The following is a 17,916-nucleotide window of genomic DNA, read 5'->3' as shown; positions in this document are numbered from 1 at the left end:
ATGACCGTAACCGTAATTCGTGATGGCCATCTGAAGCCATGGGAAAAAGATGGTCGAGTAATGACGGCAATGTTGCCTTCGTCATGCCCGCAAAACCACGCCGCCAATATTTTGCCACTGCAGGATGGTTCCCTGCTCTGCGTCTGGTTTGGCGGAACACAGGAAGGGATTGCCGATATCTCCGTCTGGTGCTCTCGCTTGCCGGCAGGCGCTGACACCTGGAGCGAAGCCGTCAAACTGTCTGACGATCCCACGCGGTCTGAGCAAAACCCTGTGCTGTTTCTCGCGCCCAATAATGTTCTCTGGCTATTGTGGACGGCGCAGATCTCCGGCAATCAGGATACGGCGATTGTCCGATACCGCCAGTCCAGCGATCTTGGCCAAACCTGGGGCCCGATCGATACGCTGTTAGATAAGCCAGGCACCTTTATCCGTCAGCCCATTACCGTTCTGGATAACGGTAACTGGTTACTGCCCGTGTTCTACTGCCGTACCCAGCCAGGTGAAAAATGGGTAGGTAATGATGATATCAGCGCGGTGAAAATTTCGTCTGATCAGGGCAAAAGCTGGCGAGATGTGGTCGTGCCAGACAGCCTGGGGTGTGTACACATGAATATCACCGCCTTGCAGGATGGTTCGCTGGTTGCCCTTTACCGCAGCCGCTGGGCGGATCATATCTATCTGAGCCGCTCCACCGATGGCGGAGAAACCTGGTCATCGCCCGAGGCCACTGTTTTACCTAACAACAACTCTTCTATTCAGGTGACGACGCTGCACAGCGGCGAGCTGGCGCTGGTATTTAACAATATGAGTGCGGCCGGGGCCACAGAACGTCGTGCCTCTCTATATGATGAGATCGATGACGGTGATGGCAGAAAAGAGCCGGAAACGACAGGCCGTACCGCATTCTGGGGGGCACCGCGCGCGCCCATGACCGTGGCTATTTCAGCGGATGGGGGCAAGACCTGGCCATGGCAGAAAAACCTCGATGAAGGCGATGGATACTGTATGACCAATAACTCTCAGGAAAAACGCAACCGTGAATTTTCCTATCCCAGCATCAAGCAGGATGCTGGGGGGACTTTGCATATCGCTTATACCTATTTTCGTCAGGCAATTAAATACGCGCGCGTCACGCCTGAGTGGGTGAAGGAGTAATCTGATGATTGTTGGAAACCTGAACAACCTGGCCCTGGCAGGATTACCTGAACCCTTACTGGCCCTGCTCCGTTTACCCTCATGCACGTTTGAGGCACTGGCAGCAAAAGATATCGGTAAATGGCAGCCAGAAAATGTTGCGTGGTTTTGTAATATTCAGCAGGCCACTACCGAAGATGCCGCGTTACGGCACACCGAATATCACCATCTTTGGGCGGATATTCAGGTGATGCTGGAAGGCGAAGAGATTATCAACGCCGGTACGCAGTCCGTCGCGAAGACGGATGATGAAGAGAAGAAACCCGATCTGTTCATCACCCGCCCCCGCGAATGGCCCGTGAGCATAACGCTACGCAAAGGGGACTTTGCGGTATTTCTGCCCGGTGAGCCTCATCAGGCGCTGTGCGCGGTCAACGAACCGATGACGGTCCGCAAAGCGGTGTTTAAAGTGCCAAAATCTATGTTAGGAGACTGAGATGCGTCACGCTATCGTCACGGGATACAGTTCCGGTATCGGCCAGGCCATCACCCATCATCTGCTGAATAACGGCTGGAAAGTGACGGGACTTAGCAGAACCCAGGGAGAGATGGCCTCACCGAACCTTAACTGGGTTGCCGTGGATTTAACGGATGCGGAACAGCTTAAGTCGGTTATCAGCACACTCGGTACCCCGGATGCGTTGATACATGCAGCAGGGATGATGGTGGCCGCCCCGTTAGGCGAACTTGATAGCGCTGCCGGCGCGCGCCTGTGGTCGTTGCACGTTCAGGCGGCGGAAGTCCTGGTGAACCACTTTGTGCCGATGATGCAGCCTGGCAGTAGGATTGTCATTATAGGTAGCCGCACGTCGCGAGGTGCCGCCAACCGCTCGCAGTACGCTGCAACCAAAGCGGCGCTGGTTGGCATGGTTCGCTCGTGGGGAATGGAGCTGGCACCGCGTAACATCACTGTTAACGTTGTTGCGCCTGGTGCGACCGAAACCCCCATGCTCACCCGACCTGAACGTACGTCGTCGGCCCCTATGGTTCCGCCGATTGGCCGGCTCATTCAACCAGAAGAAGTCGCCTCGCTAGTGGGTTATCTACTCAGCGAACCCGCCGCAGCCATTACGGGCCAGGAACTGGTTATCTGCGGCGGCGCCTCGCTGAAAGCGTAATGAGAGTTGCATACAAACGTAAACCAGCCTTCACCGGCTGGTTTTTTTTGCGCCATGACCCTACACAGTATTCCAGATGCCAAATGCGCACCCTGAATCAGGTTTTCTGCCCCGTTCACGCGATCTGCAAAGGACTGGCTCCAGCGAGTGTTTAACCCGAAACTGTACCGGTAGGCATTCTCACGCTAGAACTCCTCAGGTTCGCCGGGAAGCGGGTCGGTCAGCTCCATCCCTTTCACCCCCGCATAGGTAATCACCAACTCGGCAGGCGTGTTCAGCGTAAAGCCGCGATGTGCGCTGTTCACCGTTTCATTTAACGCTTCGCCAGCCTGAAAGGTTTGCTGCTCACCCGTTTCTTTATCCTCAACTACAAGCGTACCTGACAGGATAAAACACGCATTCGGCATGGGATGCGTATGCCAGGGTAACGAAGAATTAGCCGGAATGGTCAGGCGCATCACGGTCAGTTCGGGTTCACCCTGCGGATAAGCGTCAATGTGTTGACCGTTCCATGCTTCACTACTTTTTAACACCTGTACGGCAACGATTTTTTTCTCTGATGATTTATCTGAATGATTCCCTGACATGGTTTCTCCTGACTCGCGTCGGCAATACTGAAATGAATAACGTGTTTAAACGTAGCCTATGATCGTGTTCGACGACGTCAATTACCCTGCCAGCGGTTAAAAACGCCAGGATAGCGCCTGATGACCATGCGGTGAATTTTTAGACAAATCATGCAGTAATGGTTATATCTTATATCGCCGCGTCAGTACGCAAGGCGGATAAATTGTATTAGGCTTTTGACATCTTTTACTGATGGGAATCGCTACTAATGAAAGGTTTATTTACGGCGCTAATCGCCAGTTCCGTATTACTGTTGTCCGCCTGCTCACCTGATAACGATCATAAAGTTAAAGTGGCGATCAACACCGGTCCCGACGAAGCTATCTGGCAGGAAGTTCAGAAAATTGCCAAAGACAAGTATCAGCTGGATGTTGAAGTGCTTAACTTCAACGATTACGTGCTGCCAAACGAAGCGCTGAACAATAAAGAAGTTGATGCCAATGCCTTTCAGAGCCTCCCCTATTTGGAAGAACAGTCTAAAGAGCGTGGCTACAAATTTGCCGTTGTCGGTAAAACCTTTGTTTTCCCTATCGCTGCCTATTCTCACAAGATTAAAAACATCAGCGAACTCAAAGATGGCGATACGATTACCCTTTCTAATGAGGCCACAACGCTGGGCCGCAGTCTGTTACTGTTGCAGGCTCAGGGCTTAATTAAGCTCAAAGACGGCGTGGGCTATTTGCCGACCTCGCTGGATATCACCGAAAACCCTAAGCATCTGAAGCTGGTTGAGGTGGATACGCCGCAGTTAACCCGTACACTTGACGATCCAAATGTTACGCTTTCAATCATAAATACCAACTTCTCTGCCCAGGCTGGCCTGTCGGCGCGTCGCGATGGGTTGTTTATGGAAAGCGCCTCATCGCCTTACGTCAATGCGTTGGTATCACGTCAGGACAACAAAGACAGCGATAAAATCCAAAAGCTGAAGTCTGCGTTACAGTCTCCGGAAGTCGCGGCCAAAGCAGAAGAAGTTTACAAAGGTGATGCGATCAAAGGCTGGTAAAAGGCTGGCTGAAACAGGCCGCATCGTCAGCGGCCTGTTCCACGCTAGAAGTGAGGCTAAGCCGCCGCACCTTTGAGTTGAGCAGACAGATGTCCGGCCCACAGGCTGGCAATCCATCTGACACCATTGGCGGTAAAGCGAGCCTGCGAGAAAGCATGCTGATTGTCCGCCGTACCTGAATGCAGTGTAAAGTAACCCGCCTGCAGATGGTAATGCTGGGGCCTTAAGGCTCCCTTGTCACGGAACATAATATTGCGCTCCAGCAGGAACTGGCGAAAATCTGGCTCTTTGGCTTTCAGCATTTTGCACAACTGACGGAAACCCAGAGACGTTTCAACGTTGACAAAGTGGTCAAAAAAAGCGGCTTTTGGTGCCGATTCGGCCAGTTGTTTCTCTGCTGCGCGTCGCTGTTCGAACTGTTCAGCCCAGGCACGAGCGGCTTCAGCAGGGTTCGTAAAATCAGGCAGATGAACACGCTCTTCAAGGGCCTGCCAGCGATCGAGCGCATCGGCCGTAAAACCCGGCGAAAGTCGGGCGACAGCCAGCAGAGAGTCGCGTTTATTCAGGCAGAACTCCTCACGCGTCTGGCCTTCGCGCTCATAGAGATTGACTGAAAGCGGCTGAGAAAGGCGCTGCGCCGTTTCAAGACTTTTAATTAAGCGTTTAACTTCGCCGTGCGTATTGCCGGTCATTTGGGCAATTTCACGGCTTGTCATCGTAATGGCATGATCCGTTGCTTTGAAGATTTCTGTCGATATCATCATGGGCTTTACCCCCTAATCATTCCAGACAACACCCAACGGGCAGTGGAATAATTATACAATTACCTGTTTAAATATCCAGTACTATTTTTAAGCTGATACATTAATGGAAAGCGTTACGCAAAAAGCGAGCATTGGCCAGACGGATAAAACACGACAGCGCTCTGGCGGATGATCCGCGCAAGATCGGTGCCGTCCGTAACGGTGGATGGCGGTAAAAGCGGATTAAAGATAAGCACGGATTATTGACATCAGTTTATAATGTCGGCCATAAGCAAGAGACGTCATCCGGCTCCGGCGCTCAGGTAGCCAGGTGATTCAAGAAGTGCTGAGCGAATTTACTGTGCTGCTCATCAGACAGCTTTATTTTTGATTCGGAAGAATGCGATCGTTTTGCGATTTCACGTGCACCGGATGTCACGTTTACTGGAGTAAGTTATGCAACCGTTAAGAGTCGCCTTTATCAAGGCAAACTGGCACAGCGACATTGTTTCTCAAACCCTGGCTGGCTTTAATCAGGAAATGGAAAACAGCGGCACGCCTTACGAAATTAAAACCTGGGACGTGCCTGGTGCCTTTGAGATGCCTTTACTGGCGCAGCGCCTGGCGCAGACAGGTCAGTTTGACGCCATTGTTTGTGCGGCCCTGGTCGTTGATGGTGGCATTTACCGCCACGACTTCGTGGCCCAGGCCGTGGTCAGTGGACTCATGCAGGCTCAGCTGGCTACCAATGTTCCCGTGTTTTCTGTTTCACTGACACCGCATAATTTTCAGCCTGCCGACGAATTCGTGCGTTTTTATACCGAGCATTTTGTGAAAAAAGGTAAAGAAGCGGCTCGCGCCGTTTGTCAGGTTCACGCCATTTCGCTCTAAAACCTGCCCGTTTATGAATGTCATCAGCCGGCACTCCAATGCTCAAGTGCCGCTGAGTCTGCCAGCGTTTCAGGAGACCTTATGGAATCACCACGTCAGCCTTTACCCCCGTTTAACGATGTACAGGATGCGATAAAGAAAGTGCGCCTGGCAGAGGATGCCTGGAACAGCCGGGATCCCGAACGTGTTTCTCTGGCCTATTCTCCCGACAGCGCATGGCGAAATCGCGATAGGTTTATTACGGGCCGGGCCGAAATTGTGGCGTTTTTACGAGACAAATGGCAAAGGGAAGCAGAGTATCGGTTGATCAAAGAGTTGTGGAGTTTTCATTCAAATCGTATCGCCGTGCGCTTTGCCTATGAGTGGCATGACAGCCAGGCAAACTGGTTCCGTTCCTACGGCAATGAGAACTGGGAATTTGATGAGAATGGCTACATGGTGAAACGCCATGCCAGCATTAACGACGTGGCCATTACCGACAGTCAGCGACTGTTTCACTGGCCTCAGGGCCGCCGACCGGACGATCATCCCTCTCTCAGTGAACTGGGGCTATAGGCATTCATTAACAGGCGCTATGGGTGATCCAAATTGCCATCGTGCCTCATGTGTCATGTGTCATCAAAAGCACAACGGCTGTCGTCAAGGGCGAGATTAACGCCATAAAGCACTGAGGTCACGGGCACTACACGGCAGGTCGACGTCAGCAGAGAGATAACCTGCTGCCGTCGTAACGCTATCTGAACGATCGCCAGGCAGTGAAATTCACGACCTGGCGTTAGCAGGACAGATTAGCCCTGTTCCTGCGTCTGTGCCGGCTGGGGTTCGCTCTGTTTAGGTTGTTCAACAAAGGTCGCCTTATTACGAGTCACGGTATAAGCCACTTTTTTAACGTCTTCAGGTGACGTTGTCACTTCAAGGGGATCAATAGTTACCCGCCCCAGGCCAAACAACGTGCGCACGTAACCGCCGACTTCATGTTTACCCGCGGGAACACGAAGGATTTTGCTTTCACCATTGGGCAGTTCGCCTGCATCTTTACCATCTACCGTCAGATAAATATGTGAACCGTCATCCGCACGCGTAATCACGTGTGAAACATCGATCTGGGTCTGTCCGGTCGTAAAATCATCCGCTGCCGCAGCGGGGGGATTGGCGGCGGGATGCCGGGCGCACCCGGCTAATGTCGTGGCGACCGCAAGTGCGGTAAAAAGATTACGATAACGCATTATAGCTGTCTTACTCCCTGGCAAATGAACGCATTATTTTAGCCGTTTCACTGAACGATGGAAGCCCGGAAACGCTCGGTATGCTCTTAAAATTGTCAGGAAATGAGGGAAAAAGTAAGCGGCGTTATTTTTTCACAGAACGTCATGCAGGATCTCAGCCTACCTCATGCGAGGTGACAGAATACCGGGCAGTCTGGCGCCGTAGCGCCAGACATTTTTCCGGTTAGCTAAACACCATGCCACCGTCTACCAGTAACGACTGTCCGGTGATGTAATCAGAATCCGGGCCGGCAAGAAAGGCGACACAGGCTGCGACATCTTCGGGTTCTGATAACCGACCAAGCGTGATTCTTTTCGCAAACTCCTGAGTACCATAACCCACGGGTTTGCCTGCCGCTTCGGAAATCTGCCTGTCAATCTCCGCCCACATCGGTGTTTTAACAATACCAGGACAAAAGCCATTTACGGTGATCCCCGCCGGTGCCAGATCCCGTGCGGCAGTTTGTGTCAGGCCCCGAACAGCAAACTTGCTTGAGCTGTAAACTGCCAGCTCGGGATTGCCGACATGCCCGGCCTGAGAACAGGCGTTAATAATTTTTCCGCCATGACCTTCAGACGCGAACGCTTTTATCGCGGCCTGCATGCCCCAGATCACGCCTTTGACATTAACGTCGTAAACCTTGTTGATGACCTCTTCGGTGATTTCATCAATGGGCGTTGAGGGCGCGACACCTGCGTTATTCACAATGACGTTAAAATCACCCAATACGCTGCGCGCTTCTTCAACGGCATGAAATACCTGATCCCGTTTTGTTACATCCACCTTGATGGCCAGCGCACGGCCGCCATCTTTCTTGATCTTTTCCGCAACCTGCGACGCGGTTTCAATATTGTAATCAGCCACGGCCACGGCAAATCCGTCTTTTGCCAGACGTAAGGCTATCGCCTCACCAATGCCCTGACCCGCACCTGTCACAAGCGCAACCCGCATTTTCATCATCGTTTCCTTATTCCGTTGAAATTAAAGTAACTGGCTGAGATGAAGCTGCCCCATCAGCAAGTGGTTATCGGCGTAATCCACTGGCACTGCCACAACAGCAGGCCCCTGAACATCCATCGCTTTGCGCAGCGTGGGTTCCAGTTCGGAGGCACTGTTCACCGCGAATCCCGCCGCACCGAATGCTTCCGCATAGGCTTTAAAATCAATGGGCCCAAAGTTCACGCCTGAAACACGCTGATATTTTTTCTCTTCCTGCATCGCCACCATGTTGTAAGCATTATCGACCCAGACAATGTGTAAAATGTTGGCGTTGAGCCTGACGGCGGTTTCCAGCTCCATGCTTGACTGCAGGAAGCCGCCATCTCCTGAAACCGAGACGACTTTACGCTGTGGATCGACCAGCCAGGCACCAATCGCCCAGGGCAAGGCCACGCCCATGGTTTGCTGCCCGTTAGAAATCATGATTTGGCGCGCGCGGAAGCTGTAGAGATAGCGGGCAATCCAGATATGGAAGCTGCCCATATCGACGGTGAGGCTGACGTCGCTGTTGATAATGTCCTGCATCGCACGCACGATGCGCAGCGGATGAAGAGCAAACTGATTCAGGCTCGCGCCCTGTAATGCAAGTAACTGCCGCTGCTGCTGACGGTCCTCAAGGATACTGGCAGCCTCCTTGCTGAGCTGTAACGGCTGGCTGACCTTTTGTGCCAGTTTACGCAGCGTGGCGGCGATGTTGCCGACCAGCTCCGCATCTGGCAAATAGCGGTTGTCCGTTTCCGCTGGCACAACGTCAATGTGGATTAAGGTGGCATTCCCGCTGTTCCACATGGCAGGTTCATACTCAACCGGGCTGTAGCCGATGGTAATAATCAGGTCGGCCTGTTGCAGCAGCTTGTCGCCTGCCTGATTGTTGAAAAGTCCAACGCGACCGGCAAAACGGGAAAAGTGCTCCTGGCGAACGGCACCCGCAGCCTGATACGTGCTGGTTACCGGGATATGGCTGCGGTTTAACAGATCGTGAATGGCTTCGCTATTCTCAGGCTGGCTTGCCATCAGGCCCAGCAAGATCACGGGATTTTTTGCGTGGGCGATCTCACGGCTGACCGCATCAATCATCACATCCGGTGCCGCACCCAGCGTGATGCGGCCGTGATGGCTCAGCACCTTACCCGTGACCGGCTGATCAACGATATCCTGTGGCAGGCTGACAAACGCACCGCCGCCGCGACCGTGTTCAGCGTGACGAAACGCGTTTGATACACATTCCGCCAGTGCCGACGAGTCGGTGACTTCAACCGCATATTTTGTCACCGGGCGGAACATGGATACGGTATCAAGACTCTGGTGAACCTGCTTGGCGCTGTCGGAGCGTTTGACCGCGCCCCCAATAGCCACCACCGGGTCGCCCTCACTGGTTGCGGTAGCCATACCGGTCACCAGGTTTGAGCAGCCCGGGCCGGATGTGACCAGCGCCACGCCAGCGTTACCCGTCAGACGGCCTACTGCCGCGGCCATAAAGGCGGCATTCGCCTCATGCCGCACGGGGATCGTCTGAATGGAAGAATCGAGTAGGGAATCAAATACCTTATCAATTTTTGCGCCAGGGATGCCAAACACATGGCTGACGCCTTGCGCTTCAAGTTGCGCGACAACCAGGTCTGCACCGCAGTGCCAGAGTGTCGTATCAGAGAGAGTTTTCATATTTCAGGCCTCGTGATTAGCTTTCGACAGAACGGATGGCATCATCCAGGTTTTCCGGCGTCAGGTTGGCATTAAGAAAGTCGGCGTTTTCTGGTAAATCGATCACCAGCTTGCTGATGGCACCAAAAGTCAGCGTGCCCTGCTCCAGCACATAATCCAGGATATGCCCACCGCCGGTTCTGTCGTCTGTGATGAAATGTTCGTGATATCCCGCGACGTTGATACCCTGCATGTACTGCGGCGTGCGGAAGCCAATAAGCTCGCCATGGCGGTGCGTGAATTCAAATATGGGCTGGTTTCCCAGAACTTCAGGCATCGATCGGTAAGGCCGGCACTGGCACGGAACGGTACGCGTCTGGACGGATGAAAAATGTCCGCTTACACGCAGTGCACAAAACTGGTTGTCGGAGGTGATTTCGCTGTCGATAAGCTGATGCAGCGCATCGCGCTGAACCGCGCGTTCAAAAACGTGTTTATGCTGGGGTTGAAAAAAGGTCATTACCGCAAATGGCGTTTTCTGGTCAGGATCAGCAGGCCGGGCACTGCCATCGGCGCGCAGCTGATACACATTGCTGTCGAACGCAATGAGTTCACCATCCAGCTGATTGAAGGTTCCCAGACCAAAGTCACCTTTGCGCAGTAAGTCAGCAATCCTGGTTTCACCGTCATAAACACCACTCAGCAGCGCACTCATCAAAGAGGTTTGATACATAACACTTTCTGGCATGTTTTTTCGCAGCTTTTGGACGGTATCTTTTAGTTGATCCTCACAGGAACAATCAGTTACAAAATTGCTCATCGGATGCCTCGTAGGTTAACTGTTAAGCCGTGTTAACATAATGGTGACCCTGTTTGCGGACAGAATCCAATAGCAAAACCTGTAAACTTTGAGACGTTTTTAATATGGAACTGCGCCATCTACGTTATTTCGTTGCTGTCGCTCAAACGCAGCACTTTACCCGAGCGGCCGAACTGCTTGGCATTTCGCAGCCGCCACTCAGTCAGCAAATTCAGCGACTGGAGCATGAAATCGGTACGCCGCTGTTAAAACGACTGACGCGCGGTGTGGAACTGACGGATGCAGGAAAAACATTTCTGGCGGATGCGATTGAAATCATTCAACTCGCCGATCATGCGCTGGAAAAGGCGAAAGGCGTTGCCCGGGGGATCTCGGGCAAAATGTCGCTGGGCTTTGCCAGTTCGGTGGCATTTGATCCCAACGTCTTTGAGATTATTCGGCGATTTAAAGATCGCTATCCCGCCCTGGAACTGATGACGCGGGAAGAGAACATGTCATTGCTTATTCAGGATCTCCAGGAGGGATTGCTGGACGCGGCATTTCTTCGTCTTCCCTGCGAAAGCAGCAAATCGTTTAATTTGCGCGTCATTTCTACCGAACGGATGCTGCTGGCTTTGCCTGCTGCGCATCCTCTGCAACAAAAACCCAGCATCGCGCTGAGCGAACTGATGCAGGAGACCTTAATTATTTTTCCGCGAGACGTTTCACCCAGCCTGTATGAGCTTATTGTCAGTGCCTGTTTGCGCGCGGGTTTCTCCTCATCGTCTTTTCAGCAGGCTCCGCAAATCAGTTCTTCTCTTGGTATGGTCGGCGCAGGTTGCGGTATAGCCCTTATACCGGAATCGATGGTGTGCGTGCAGAATCCGCAGATTTGCTTCCGGGAAATCGCCAACAATACGCTTTTTACCGATGTGGCTTTTGCCTGGCGGCGGAATAATGCGTCTAAAGCGGTTAACCATCTGTTGTCGCTGATTTCAGAAGGTCAGAGCGTAAACTGATGCACTACTGTTCGCAGCCTTTTTCATCCGCTCACGGCCGTCTTCCTTATTCAGGTTAAAAATTTGGCGGTTGAGTTCCATCCCGTTTTAATAAACGCATGTTGCTGGCACGTCTTATTTTCTGCTCTGCCGTCGGTGATAAAAGCGTGAGATATTGTCCGTTAGCCTCTTCGCATAAGTGAAAGTAACCTTCGCATTACTTATATTTATGCACCCTGGCGGCGCAACAAAGTCAATATCCTTTGAAACAATTCATTAACTTTTTGACTCCCTTCAAAGAACTGATAAATCATAAAATTTTAGGTTTATGCACTAACAATGCCTTATTTATGCACGAAACAGCCGCATCCGGGGCCGATAAGTCGAAATATTATTCACTCTTATTCACCGTTAATCGAAATAGCATGGGGATAATGACCGCCTGGTCGACATCATATTTTCTCTGGTAATGATAAATTATGTCGGCGCGCTTAAGCGCGCGTCATTCCACGGCTCAACACAATAAATAACTTCGATAAGAAAGGTTTTGTATGGATAAGTTATCTTACGCGTCTGACAGTAGTACTTCAGCCTGGTCCACCTACCTACAACAAATCGATCGCGTTGCGCCTTACCTGGGCGACCTTACGCGCTGGATTGATACTTTACGTCATCCTAAGCGTGCATTAATTGTTGATATTCCTCTGCAAATGGATGACGGCTCCATTCGTCATTTTGAGGGTTATCGTGTTCAGCACAACCTTTCACGCGGTCCGGGTAAAGGCGGGATTCGCTATCATCCCGATGTCGATTTAAATGAGGTCATGGCCCTTTCAGCCTGGATGACCATCAAGTGTGCCGCTGTCAATCTGCCCTACGGCGGGGCAAAAGGTGGGATTCGGGTCGATCCTTTTAAACTGTCTGAAGGCGAACTCGAACGTCTGACGCGCCGCTATACCAGCGAGATCGGTATCATCATTGGACCGCAAAAAGATATCCCGGCCCCCGATGTCGGCACCAATGGCAAAGTGATGGCCTGGATGATGGATACCTACTCCATGAATCTGGGCACCACAGTGACTGGTGTGGTGACAGGTAAACCTATTCACCTTGGCGGCTCCCTCGGCCGTGAAAAAGCGACCGGCCGTGGTGTGTTCGTCACTGGCCGTGAGGTTGCTGGCCGAGCCGGCATCCAGATTGAAGGCGCACGTGTCGCCGTACAGGGATTTGGTAACGTAGGCAGTGAAGCCGCCCGATTGTTTAGTCAGGCGGGCGCGCGCGTTGTGGCGATTCAGGATCACACTGCAACGCTGTTCAACGCTGACGGCATGGATATGGATGCGTTGACACAATGGCAGACTGAAAACAAGCAGATCGCAGGCTTCCCTGGTGCACAAAACATCGAGAAAGAGCGTTTCTGGCATACGGAAATGGATATTCTGATCCCTGCCGCGCTGGAAGGACAAATCACGCGGGAGCGTGCTGAGATCCTGAGCTGTAAGCTGGTGCTCGAAGGCGCTAACGGTCCGACCTATCCGGATGCTGATGATGTTCTGGCAAACCGCGGTGTGATTGTTGTACCCGACGTGATTTGTAACGCCGGAGGTGTGACAGTCAGTTACTTCGAATGGGTGCAGGATATGGCCAGCTTCTTCTGGAGCGAAGACGAAATTAATAAACGCTCAGACAAGATCATGACGGAAGCCATGGTTCACGTATGGGAAAAAGCCAAAGAGAAAGCGTGCTCGTTGCGTACCGCAGCCTATATCGTGGCCTGCGAACGTATCCTGATGGCACGTAAAGATCGCGGTATCTATCCGGGTTAATGACTGAAAACACAACCCGCACCGTGCGGGTTGTGTTTTAGCGGTTTACCGCGCGTTAGCGGAACTGCTCCACCGTTTGCGCCAACTGCTGCGCCTGATCTTCCAGCGAGCTGGCGGCCGCCGACATTTGCTGCACCAGTGCGGCGTTTTGTTGTGTCGTACCGTCCATCTCGTTAACTGCGACAGTGACCTGACCGATACCGCGCGCCTGTTCATCAGAGGCAGAGACGATTTCATCAATGATGCTCTGCACTGACGATACGGCCTGCGTCATCTCATGCATCGTTTTGCCTGCTTCGTTAACCAGTTTCACGCCGCTTTGAACCCGAACGCTCGATTCTTCAATCAGGGCAGCGATATCTTTCACCGCGCCCGCACTTCGCTGCGCAAGATTACGCACCTCAGAGGCCACGACAGCAAAGCCTCGTCCCTGCTCGCCAGCGCGCGCCGCCTCAACCGCAGCGTTAAGGGCCAGAATATTCGTCTGGAAGGCGATGCTGTTGATCATCGTAGTAATGTCACCAATTTTCTTCGAGCTGTCATCAATCTGTGACATGGTCTGCACCACCTGCCCAACCAGCGCTTCGCCCCGGCTGGCGATTGAGGTGGCATTTTCGGTCAGATTCGTGGCCTGTTGAGCATTATCGGCATTCAGGCGAACCGTTGCGCTGATTTGCTCCATGCTGGCTGCAGTCTCCTCCAGCGCAGCCGCCTGCTGTTCGGTACGCGATGCCAGATCGAGGTTACCACTGGCAATCTCGCTAGCCCCTTCTCGCACCGACGCGCTGGCATCTTTGATTTGGCCCACAATAGATTGCAGCTGGCTTTGCATGGTATGCAGCGCATAAAACAGGCTGCTGTTGTCGCCCGGTGCAACGTGAAAGCGGTTACTGAGCTTACCTTCCGCAACCGCCAGCGCTATTTTGGCTGCCTCTGCAGGCTCGCCGCCGAGCGGACGCATGACTTTGCGATTGAACAAGAGCCCCAGTACCGCGCCGACCAACAGGATGCTTACCAGCATCAGTCCGATAGCCCAGTAGAGTTGGCGATTCGCCGCAGCCATCACCTGGCTGACCGGTGCGACAATTCCAACGTACCAGGGCTTATCGCTATTGCCTACCGTGACCGGATACCAGGTATACATGGCTTTTTCGCCCAGCACCGGGTCGTCATGTTCCACAATTTGCTGGGTGAAATTGTCTTTTTCCCCCTTCCACGCTTTGCCCGCCTCATCTTTATCTGGCGAGGAAACGACTTTGCCTGTGTTAGAGAGCAACAGGGCATAACCGGTGTCCTGCCAGGGTTTTATCTGGTTAACTTTCTTTTGTAGTGAGGCAAGGGAGATATCGGAAGTCACCACGCCGTAAAGTTTACCCTGATCGATAATGGGTGAGGCTACAGAGGTCAATAACGTTGGTATACCATTGTAGGCATAACTGTAGGGCTCAATCAGCGTATCTTTTCTTGTCTGCTGGGGAACCAGATAATAATCACCCTGACCCGGCGTTAAAAAGGACAGTAACGGATGCATGGCGTAATTACCGGCCTGATCGCGGTCAACAAACCAGGCATAACGGCCCTGTGGCGGCTGTCCGCTCTGACCTGCAAATTCAGCATCACGACCATCAAACGCGTTGGGTTCAAAAATCACAGACATCGAGAGATAATCAGGATTGGCTCTGAGTGAATATTCCATGATTCTGTCAGCGACTTTACGATCGTTAATGCCCGCTTTGGGCAGAGCAATCAGACTTTGGCCTAAGCTGTGCGCCATATTAAGGGCATAACTCAGCTCTTGTTGAATTTGCAGCCCGCGACTTTGAGCGATCTGCTGCAGATAATGTTCGGCCAGCGTTTTTTGTTCTTTTGCCGACTGCCAGCTCAGAACACCAATCGTCACGGTAAACCCAAGCGTAATCGTCAGGCCGCCCGCAAGAAGCATCTGCGTGCGGGTACTCATGGTTTTTTTAATGGGTTGAGTGGTCATATTGATTCCCCTGGAATACACCGGCTAAATTGACCACCCTGTCAGATACACTCTTTCATGTCCCTGGAATAACTATCGGCGCGCCAGAATTTAACTTTAATAAGATGAGTCAAAGCCAGAATCGGCTCACATTATCCGTTGCGGGCAAAAAGAGGATTTATGATTTCGAAAGACAACGCAGAACATTATGTTTGGGGAAATAACTGTGATGGTTGGCATCTGCTGAAACGCCAGGATTTAAGCATTATTCATGAACATATGCCGCCTGCGACTGCTGAAACCCGACACTTTCACGTTCAGTCTCGCCAGTTCTTTTTTGTTTTAGAGGGAGAGCTGACGATGGAAATTGAGGGCATCGTGCATCTCCTTCAGGCGCAGCAAGGCATTGAGATCTCACCGGGTGCGAAACATCAGGCACGTAACGACGGAAATGACAGTGTCACTTTTTTAGTTATTTCCCATCCGACGACCCGAGGCGATCGGACCGATCTGACCTGAACATGGCCATAATAATACGCAGGAATCCGTTACTGATCTGAATAGTATTGATATGAAACAATACATAGACGGGGATTAAATGGCAGTCTGTGCCCTCTTCTAACCAGGCATAACTGAACCGGGAACCCATTCATGCTAAACAAATCAGGCTGGTTTCATGGTTATGTACTTTGCATGACGTGCATGGCCAGATACCTTCATCACTATGCTTTTGCCGTGACGCATTTGATTCGCTGAGAAGGATCAAAAGACCCACGCTGAGTCGGTCATTGACGGATAAAAGACAGGAAACGAGAGTGGTTATGCCGGAAGCAGGCTTCCGGCATAACCCAGTCAGGCGGCTTTGACGGCGCGGACTTTCTTGTCACTTTGCGGCGCATGATCAGCATCCGTCGCTTCAGGGGCGCTACCGCCTGAGGTTGACTGAGGCAATTTACTGGTGCGAAGAATGTGCTGCACGGCGTCTTTTTGTTCTGCCAGCAACAGGCCGAGTGTTTCAGCCTGAGATTCATCCATCTCCGCCTGATGAGTCAGCAACCAGTCGGTGAACGCTTCCGCCATATCCAGCATTTTGTCGTAGGCATCAGCCTCTTTTTTGTTGGCAAATGTCATCTTCTCTTCACCTTTTCTGACCACTACAAATTTTGTCTCAACAGCCATAGTTTTGCCCTCAGGTACTGTGTATTTATACAGCATACCACAGTAATCCGCATTTTCCAGAGAAGAATCACCACGCCCGATAAACCTGAAATGCGGTTCAGATTTTACAACGACGTGGTCAGCCCCGCCCCGCGCATCACGCCAGAAGCGCTTGCATAAAATCGGCCAGGGCTTTTCGAGGATCGTCTTCTTCAGAGACGATCATTTCAATGCCCCACTGACCCAGCACTTCTTTTGCCACCGGGTTATTGCGGTTAGTGAAAAGGTACGACTTGGGGCGCGCAGTGGCCAGGCCCGTGCGCCCCCACATTTTGGTCAGGCGATAAAACAGCAGACGAATATTAAAGTCACTGATGCTGTAGCCCACGAACAACACCGAATTCCCCATGACATCATGGGTCAGTTTGATATCCAGCGGCGAATCAAAATAGAGGCGCTCAAAGTAACTGCTTTCATCTAAAACGATGGAGGTATCATCATCAAAGTCGCCGTGCAGTTTAATGATGTGGCGCTTGTCTTCAGTTAATGACACCAGATCGGCCGCATTCGCGACTTTTGAGTAAGGCACACCGTGCGCCTCATGTGCCGCTTCCAGCCAGCGGTCATAATTGGTGGTATAGATACGCGAAAAGTTGCCCTGCGTGATCATGGTGTGAATTTCAGAGCTACGAACATCAATATCCGGCCGATGCCATTCGCGATCCATCCAGCTTCTCAACGGCCCTAGCGATCCTTTTTTTTGCTTATAGTATTCGGCCAGGGAAAGGTGCGTACCATAGGTATTAAAAATTTTGGGATCGTACCCCAGCTCGTTGGCCAGATGGGCAATGAGCTCATGCCATTCTGGCAGGCCAAGATTGCGGGACAGGCCTGCACCGGCAAAGAGTATCAGCTTACCGGAGTCATAAGCCCGCTTCAGTTCAGGTTTCATGCCACGCCTCGTGCTGTTTTTAAGAAGGACGCGAAGCGGTCCAGTGCAATGCGACGGTTTGAGATTTCATTTTTCTTGTCGCCCATCTCAGCGAAGGTTTGATCGTAGCCTTCAGGAATAAACACGCAGTCCCACTGAAAACCACGCGGGCCCGCCGGTTTTGAGGCAATAGTGCCACGTAATTCGCCGTAAAACTGATACATTTTGCGCCCGTCACAATAGCCCAGTACGGTTTTGGCCGTGACACCCTGGCTATCGAGGCCATTAACGAGGGAGGCAAAACGATCGGCATCCAGCCGGTTCCAGAATATGCGCGTCAGCCCCGCAGGCAGGCCATTCAGCCCATCGAGATAAAGTCCGGTATGCTCAACGAAGAGAGGACGCCCAATAATTGAGAAGGCTTTTGTGAGTTTGTCCCGCACCAAATCCAGCTCATTCTCTGTTTGAATTTCTTCAATACGACGAGCGATCGGCAAGACTTCGACGCCCACTGGCTCCAGGATTTCACGCACCTCCGCCAGTTTTTGCTCATTAGCCGAAAGGAATCTGATTTTCATACTTCTTCCAGGTGAATTAGTTTGCCTCAGACAGCGCTATCATAGCGGCAGAATGGAGGATTAACGCTGGTCAGTGTAGCGCAAATCCCTGACTTTCTGGCCTGGCAATTACGTCAAAACGTGATGGATCAGCGATTTGCGCCGGGCCGAAGGGGAAAAAGCAGGGGAAGCA

19 protein-coding genes are annotated in these 17,916 nt (G+C 52.0%); 9 read left to right on the top strand and 10 right to left on the bottom strand.

Features of this window, described 5'->3' with window-relative positions:
• The 3 genes from AAIE03_RS21020 to AAIE03_RS21010 are packed head-to-tail and all read left to right on the top strand — an operon-like array spanning position 1 to position 2,315.
• Positions 1-1,158: a sialidase family protein gene (locus AAIE03_RS21020; RefSeq protein WP_014598171.1), complete on the top strand. Its 1,158-nt coding sequence runs from the start codon at positions 1-3 to the stop codon at positions 1,156-1,158.
• Between the two features lie 4 nt (positions 1,159-1,162).
• Positions 1,163-1,633: a NanQ anomerase/TabA/YiaL family protein gene (locus AAIE03_RS21015; RefSeq protein ID WP_013027811.1), complete on the top strand. Its 471-nt coding sequence runs from the start codon at positions 1,163-1,165 to the stop codon at positions 1,631-1,633.
• A 1-nt stretch (position 1,634) separates the two neighbouring features.
• On the top strand, positions 1,635-2,315 hold the full coding sequence (locus AAIE03_RS21010; RefSeq protein ID WP_072139138.1) for an SDR family NAD(P)-dependent oxidoreductase: 681 nt from the start codon (positions 1,635-1,637) through the stop codon (positions 2,313-2,315).
• A 185-nt stretch (positions 2,316-2,500) separates the two neighbouring features.
• Here the strand turns inward: AAIE03_RS21010 and AAIE03_RS21005 are convergent, their stop codons facing one another.
• Positions 2,501-2,902 carry a cupin domain-containing protein gene (locus tag AAIE03_RS21005; protein WP_014598172.1) on the bottom strand — a complete coding sequence of 134 codons (402 nt, stop codon included), beginning with the start codon at positions 2,900-2,902 and terminating at the stop codon, positions 2,501-2,503.
• Between the two features lie 248 nt (positions 2,903-3,150).
• Between AAIE03_RS21005 and AAIE03_RS21000 the strand changes: the two genes are divergently transcribed.
• Positions 3,151-3,948, top strand: a complete 798-nt coding sequence (locus AAIE03_RS21000) for a MetQ/NlpA family ABC transporter substrate-binding protein (protein WP_014333069.1) — start codon at positions 3,151-3,153, stop codon at positions 3,946-3,948.
• A 56-nt stretch (positions 3,949-4,004) separates the two neighbouring features.
• Here the strand turns inward: AAIE03_RS21000 and AAIE03_RS20995 are convergent, their stop codons facing one another.
• On the bottom strand, positions 4,005-4,712 hold the full coding sequence (locus AAIE03_RS20995; protein WP_014333068.1) for a phage antirepressor KilAC domain-containing protein: 708 nt from the start codon (positions 4,710-4,712) through the stop codon (positions 4,005-4,007).
• Between the two features lie 435 nt (positions 4,713-5,147).
• Here AAIE03_RS20995 and AAIE03_RS20990 point away from each other — a divergent pair, with 435 nt between their 5' ends.
• Together AAIE03_RS20990 and AAIE03_RS20985 are read left to right on the top strand one after the other, a co-directional pair.
• On the top strand, positions 5,148-5,582 hold the full coding sequence (locus tag AAIE03_RS20990) for a 6,7-dimethyl-8-ribityllumazine synthase (protein WP_013027806.1): 435 nt from the start codon (positions 5,148-5,150) through the stop codon (positions 5,580-5,582).
• Between the two features lie 81 nt (positions 5,583-5,663).
• Positions 5,664-6,137 (top strand): nuclear transport factor 2 family protein, encoded by a 474-nt coding sequence (locus AAIE03_RS20985; RefSeq protein ID WP_014333065.1) that lies wholly within the window; start codon positions 5,664-5,666, stop codon positions 6,135-6,137.
• 233 nt (positions 6,138-6,370) lie between these two features.
• Here AAIE03_RS20985 and AAIE03_RS20980 read toward each other — a convergent pair whose 3' ends face one another.
• The 4 genes from AAIE03_RS20980 to budA all read right to left on the bottom strand — a co-directional run bounded on the left by AAIE03_RS20980 (position 6,371) and on the right by budA (position 10,308).
• On the bottom strand, positions 6,371-6,808 hold the full coding sequence (locus AAIE03_RS20980; RefSeq protein ID WP_019105848.1) for a hypothetical protein: 438 nt from the start codon (positions 6,806-6,808) through the stop codon (positions 6,371-6,373).
• Positions 6,809-7,031: 223 nt separating this feature from the next.
• Positions 7,032-7,805 carry a (S)-acetoin forming diacetyl reductase gene (locus AAIE03_RS20975; RefSeq protein WP_014604596.1) on the bottom strand — a complete coding sequence of 258 codons (774 nt, stop codon included), beginning with the start codon at positions 7,803-7,805 and terminating at the stop codon, positions 7,032-7,034.
• 24 nt (positions 7,806-7,829) lie between these two features.
• Positions 7,830-9,509 (bottom strand): acetolactate synthase AlsS, encoded by a 1,680-nt coding sequence (gene alsS / locus AAIE03_RS20970; RefSeq protein WP_014604595.1) that lies wholly within the window; start codon positions 9,507-9,509, stop codon positions 7,830-7,832.
• A gap of 16 nt (positions 9,510-9,525) precedes the next feature.
• Positions 9,526-10,308, bottom strand: a complete 783-nt coding sequence (gene budA / locus AAIE03_RS20965; RefSeq protein ID WP_013027801.1) for an acetolactate decarboxylase — start codon at positions 10,306-10,308, stop codon at positions 9,526-9,528.
• 104 nt (positions 10,309-10,412) lie between these two features.
• On the opposite strand from budA, the gene AAIE03_RS20960 reads away from it, so the two are divergent.
• A complete protein-coding gene (locus AAIE03_RS20960) occupies positions 10,413-11,306 on the top strand; it encodes a LysR family transcriptional regulator (RefSeq protein ID WP_024471476.1) in 894 nt (297 codons plus the stop codon).
• A gap of 530 nt (positions 11,307-11,836) precedes the next feature.
• Complete coding sequence (locus tag AAIE03_RS20955; protein WP_013027799.1) at positions 11,837-13,111, top strand: Glu/Leu/Phe/Val family dehydrogenase; 1,275 nt, start codon at positions 11,837-11,839, stop codon at positions 13,109-13,111.
• 55 nt (positions 13,112-13,166) lie between these two features.
• Here the strand turns inward: AAIE03_RS20955 and AAIE03_RS20950 are convergent, their stop codons facing one another.
• The gene (locus tag AAIE03_RS20950) at positions 13,167-15,098 is read right to left on the bottom strand and encodes a methyl-accepting chemotaxis protein (RefSeq protein WP_072138391.1); all 1,932 of its coding nucleotides are present in this window, start codon (positions 15,096-15,098) and stop codon (positions 13,167-13,169) included.
• A gap of 159 nt (positions 15,099-15,257) precedes the next feature.
• Between AAIE03_RS20950 and AAIE03_RS20945 the strand changes: the two genes are divergently transcribed.
• The gene (locus AAIE03_RS20945; protein ID WP_019105854.1) at positions 15,258-15,596 is read left to right on the top strand and encodes a cupin domain-containing protein; all 339 of its coding nucleotides are present in this window, start codon (positions 15,258-15,260) and stop codon (positions 15,594-15,596) included.
• A 333-nt stretch (positions 15,597-15,929) separates the two neighbouring features.
• Here AAIE03_RS20945 and AAIE03_RS20940 read toward each other — a convergent pair whose 3' ends face one another.
• The 3 genes from AAIE03_RS20940 to AAIE03_RS20930 form a co-directional block, all read right to left on the bottom strand.
• The gene (locus AAIE03_RS20940; protein ID WP_014333057.1) at positions 15,930-16,256 is read right to left on the bottom strand and encodes a YebG family protein; all 327 of its coding nucleotides are present in this window, start codon (positions 16,254-16,256) and stop codon (positions 15,930-15,932) included.
• A gap of 136 nt (positions 16,257-16,392) precedes the next feature.
• Positions 16,393-17,187 carry an SIR2 family protein gene (locus AAIE03_RS20935; protein ID WP_013027795.1) on the bottom strand — a complete coding sequence of 265 codons (795 nt, stop codon included), beginning with the start codon at positions 17,185-17,187 and terminating at the stop codon, positions 16,393-16,395.
• Positions 17,184-17,744: a non-canonical purine NTP pyrophosphatase gene (locus tag AAIE03_RS20930; protein WP_013027794.1), complete on the bottom strand. Its 561-nt coding sequence runs from the start codon at positions 17,742-17,744 to the stop codon at positions 17,184-17,186. Before AAIE03_RS20930 ends, AAIE03_RS20935 begins: the two co-directional genes overlap by 4 nt.
• Positions 17,745-17,916: the final 172 nt, after the last annotated feature.

The sequence above is a fragment of the Pantoea sp. Ae19-2 genome (genome assembly GCF_059801205.1).
The sequence above is the reverse complement of the archived record's forward strand: the minus strand, read 5'-3'. Positions and strand labels throughout refer to the sequence as shown.

Excerpts from the sequence above, each read along its gene's own strand:
- AAIE03_RS20995 (WP_014333068.1), bottom strand. The coding sequence starts at position 4,712 with ATGATGATATCGACAGAAATCTTCAAAGCAACGGATCATGCCATTACG.
- alsS (WP_014604595.1), bottom strand. The coding sequence starts at position 9,509 with ATGAAAACTCTCTCTGATACGACACTCTGGCACTGCGGTGCAGACCTG.
- AAIE03_RS21015 (WP_013027811.1), top strand. The coding sequence starts at position 1,163 with ATGATTGTTGGAAACCTGAACAACCTGGCCCTGGCAGGATTACCTGAA.
- AAIE03_RS20940 (WP_014333057.1), bottom strand. The coding sequence starts at position 16,256 with ATGGCTGTTGAGACAAAATTTGTAGTGGTCAGAAAAGGTGAAGAGAAG.
- AAIE03_RS20945 (WP_019105854.1), top strand. The coding sequence starts at position 15,258 with ATGATTTCGAAAGACAACGCAGAACATTATGTTTGGGGAAATAACTGT.
- budA (WP_013027801.1), bottom strand. The coding sequence starts at position 10,308 with ATGAGCAATTTTGTAACTGATTGTTCCTGTGAGGATCAACTAAAAGAT.
- AAIE03_RS20980 (WP_019105848.1), bottom strand. The coding sequence starts at position 6,808 with ATGCGTTATCGTAATCTTTTTACCGCACTTGCGGTCGCCACGACATTA.
- AAIE03_RS21005 (WP_014598172.1), bottom strand. The coding sequence starts at position 2,902 with ATGTCAGGGAATCATTCAGATAAATCATCAGAGAAAAAAATCGTTGCC.
- AAIE03_RS21000 (WP_014333069.1), top strand. The coding sequence starts at position 3,151 with ATGAAAGGTTTATTTACGGCGCTAATCGCCAGTTCCGTATTACTGTTG.
- AAIE03_RS20930 (WP_013027794.1), bottom strand. The coding sequence starts at position 17,744 with ATGAAAATCAGATTCCTTTCGGCTAATGAGCAAAAACTGGCGGAGGTG.
- AAIE03_RS20935 (WP_013027795.1), bottom strand. The coding sequence starts at position 17,187 with ATGAAACCTGAACTGAAGCGGGCTTATGACTCCGGTAAGCTGATACTC.
- AAIE03_RS20975 (WP_014604596.1), bottom strand. The coding sequence starts at position 7,805 with ATGAAAATGCGGGTTGCGCTTGTGACAGGTGCGGGTCAGGGCATTGGT.
- AAIE03_RS21010 (WP_072139138.1), top strand. The coding sequence starts at position 1,635 with ATGCGTCACGCTATCGTCACGGGATACAGTTCCGGTATCGGCCAGGCC.
- AAIE03_RS20990 (WP_013027806.1), top strand. The coding sequence starts at position 5,148 with ATGCAACCGTTAAGAGTCGCCTTTATCAAGGCAAACTGGCACAGCGAC.
- AAIE03_RS20960 (WP_024471476.1), top strand. The coding sequence starts at position 10,413 with ATGGAACTGCGCCATCTACGTTATTTCGTTGCTGTCGCTCAAACGCAG.
- AAIE03_RS21020 (WP_014598171.1), top strand. The coding sequence starts at position 1 with ATGACCGTAACCGTAATTCGTGATGGCCATCTGAAGCCATGGGAAAAA.
- AAIE03_RS20955 (WP_013027799.1), top strand. The coding sequence starts at position 11,837 with ATGGATAAGTTATCTTACGCGTCTGACAGTAGTACTTCAGCCTGGTCC.
- AAIE03_RS20985 (WP_014333065.1), top strand. The coding sequence starts at position 5,664 with ATGGAATCACCACGTCAGCCTTTACCCCCGTTTAACGATGTACAGGAT.
- AAIE03_RS20950 (WP_072138391.1), bottom strand. The coding sequence starts at position 15,098 with ATGACCACTCAACCCATTAAAAAAACCATGAGTACCCGCACGCAGATG.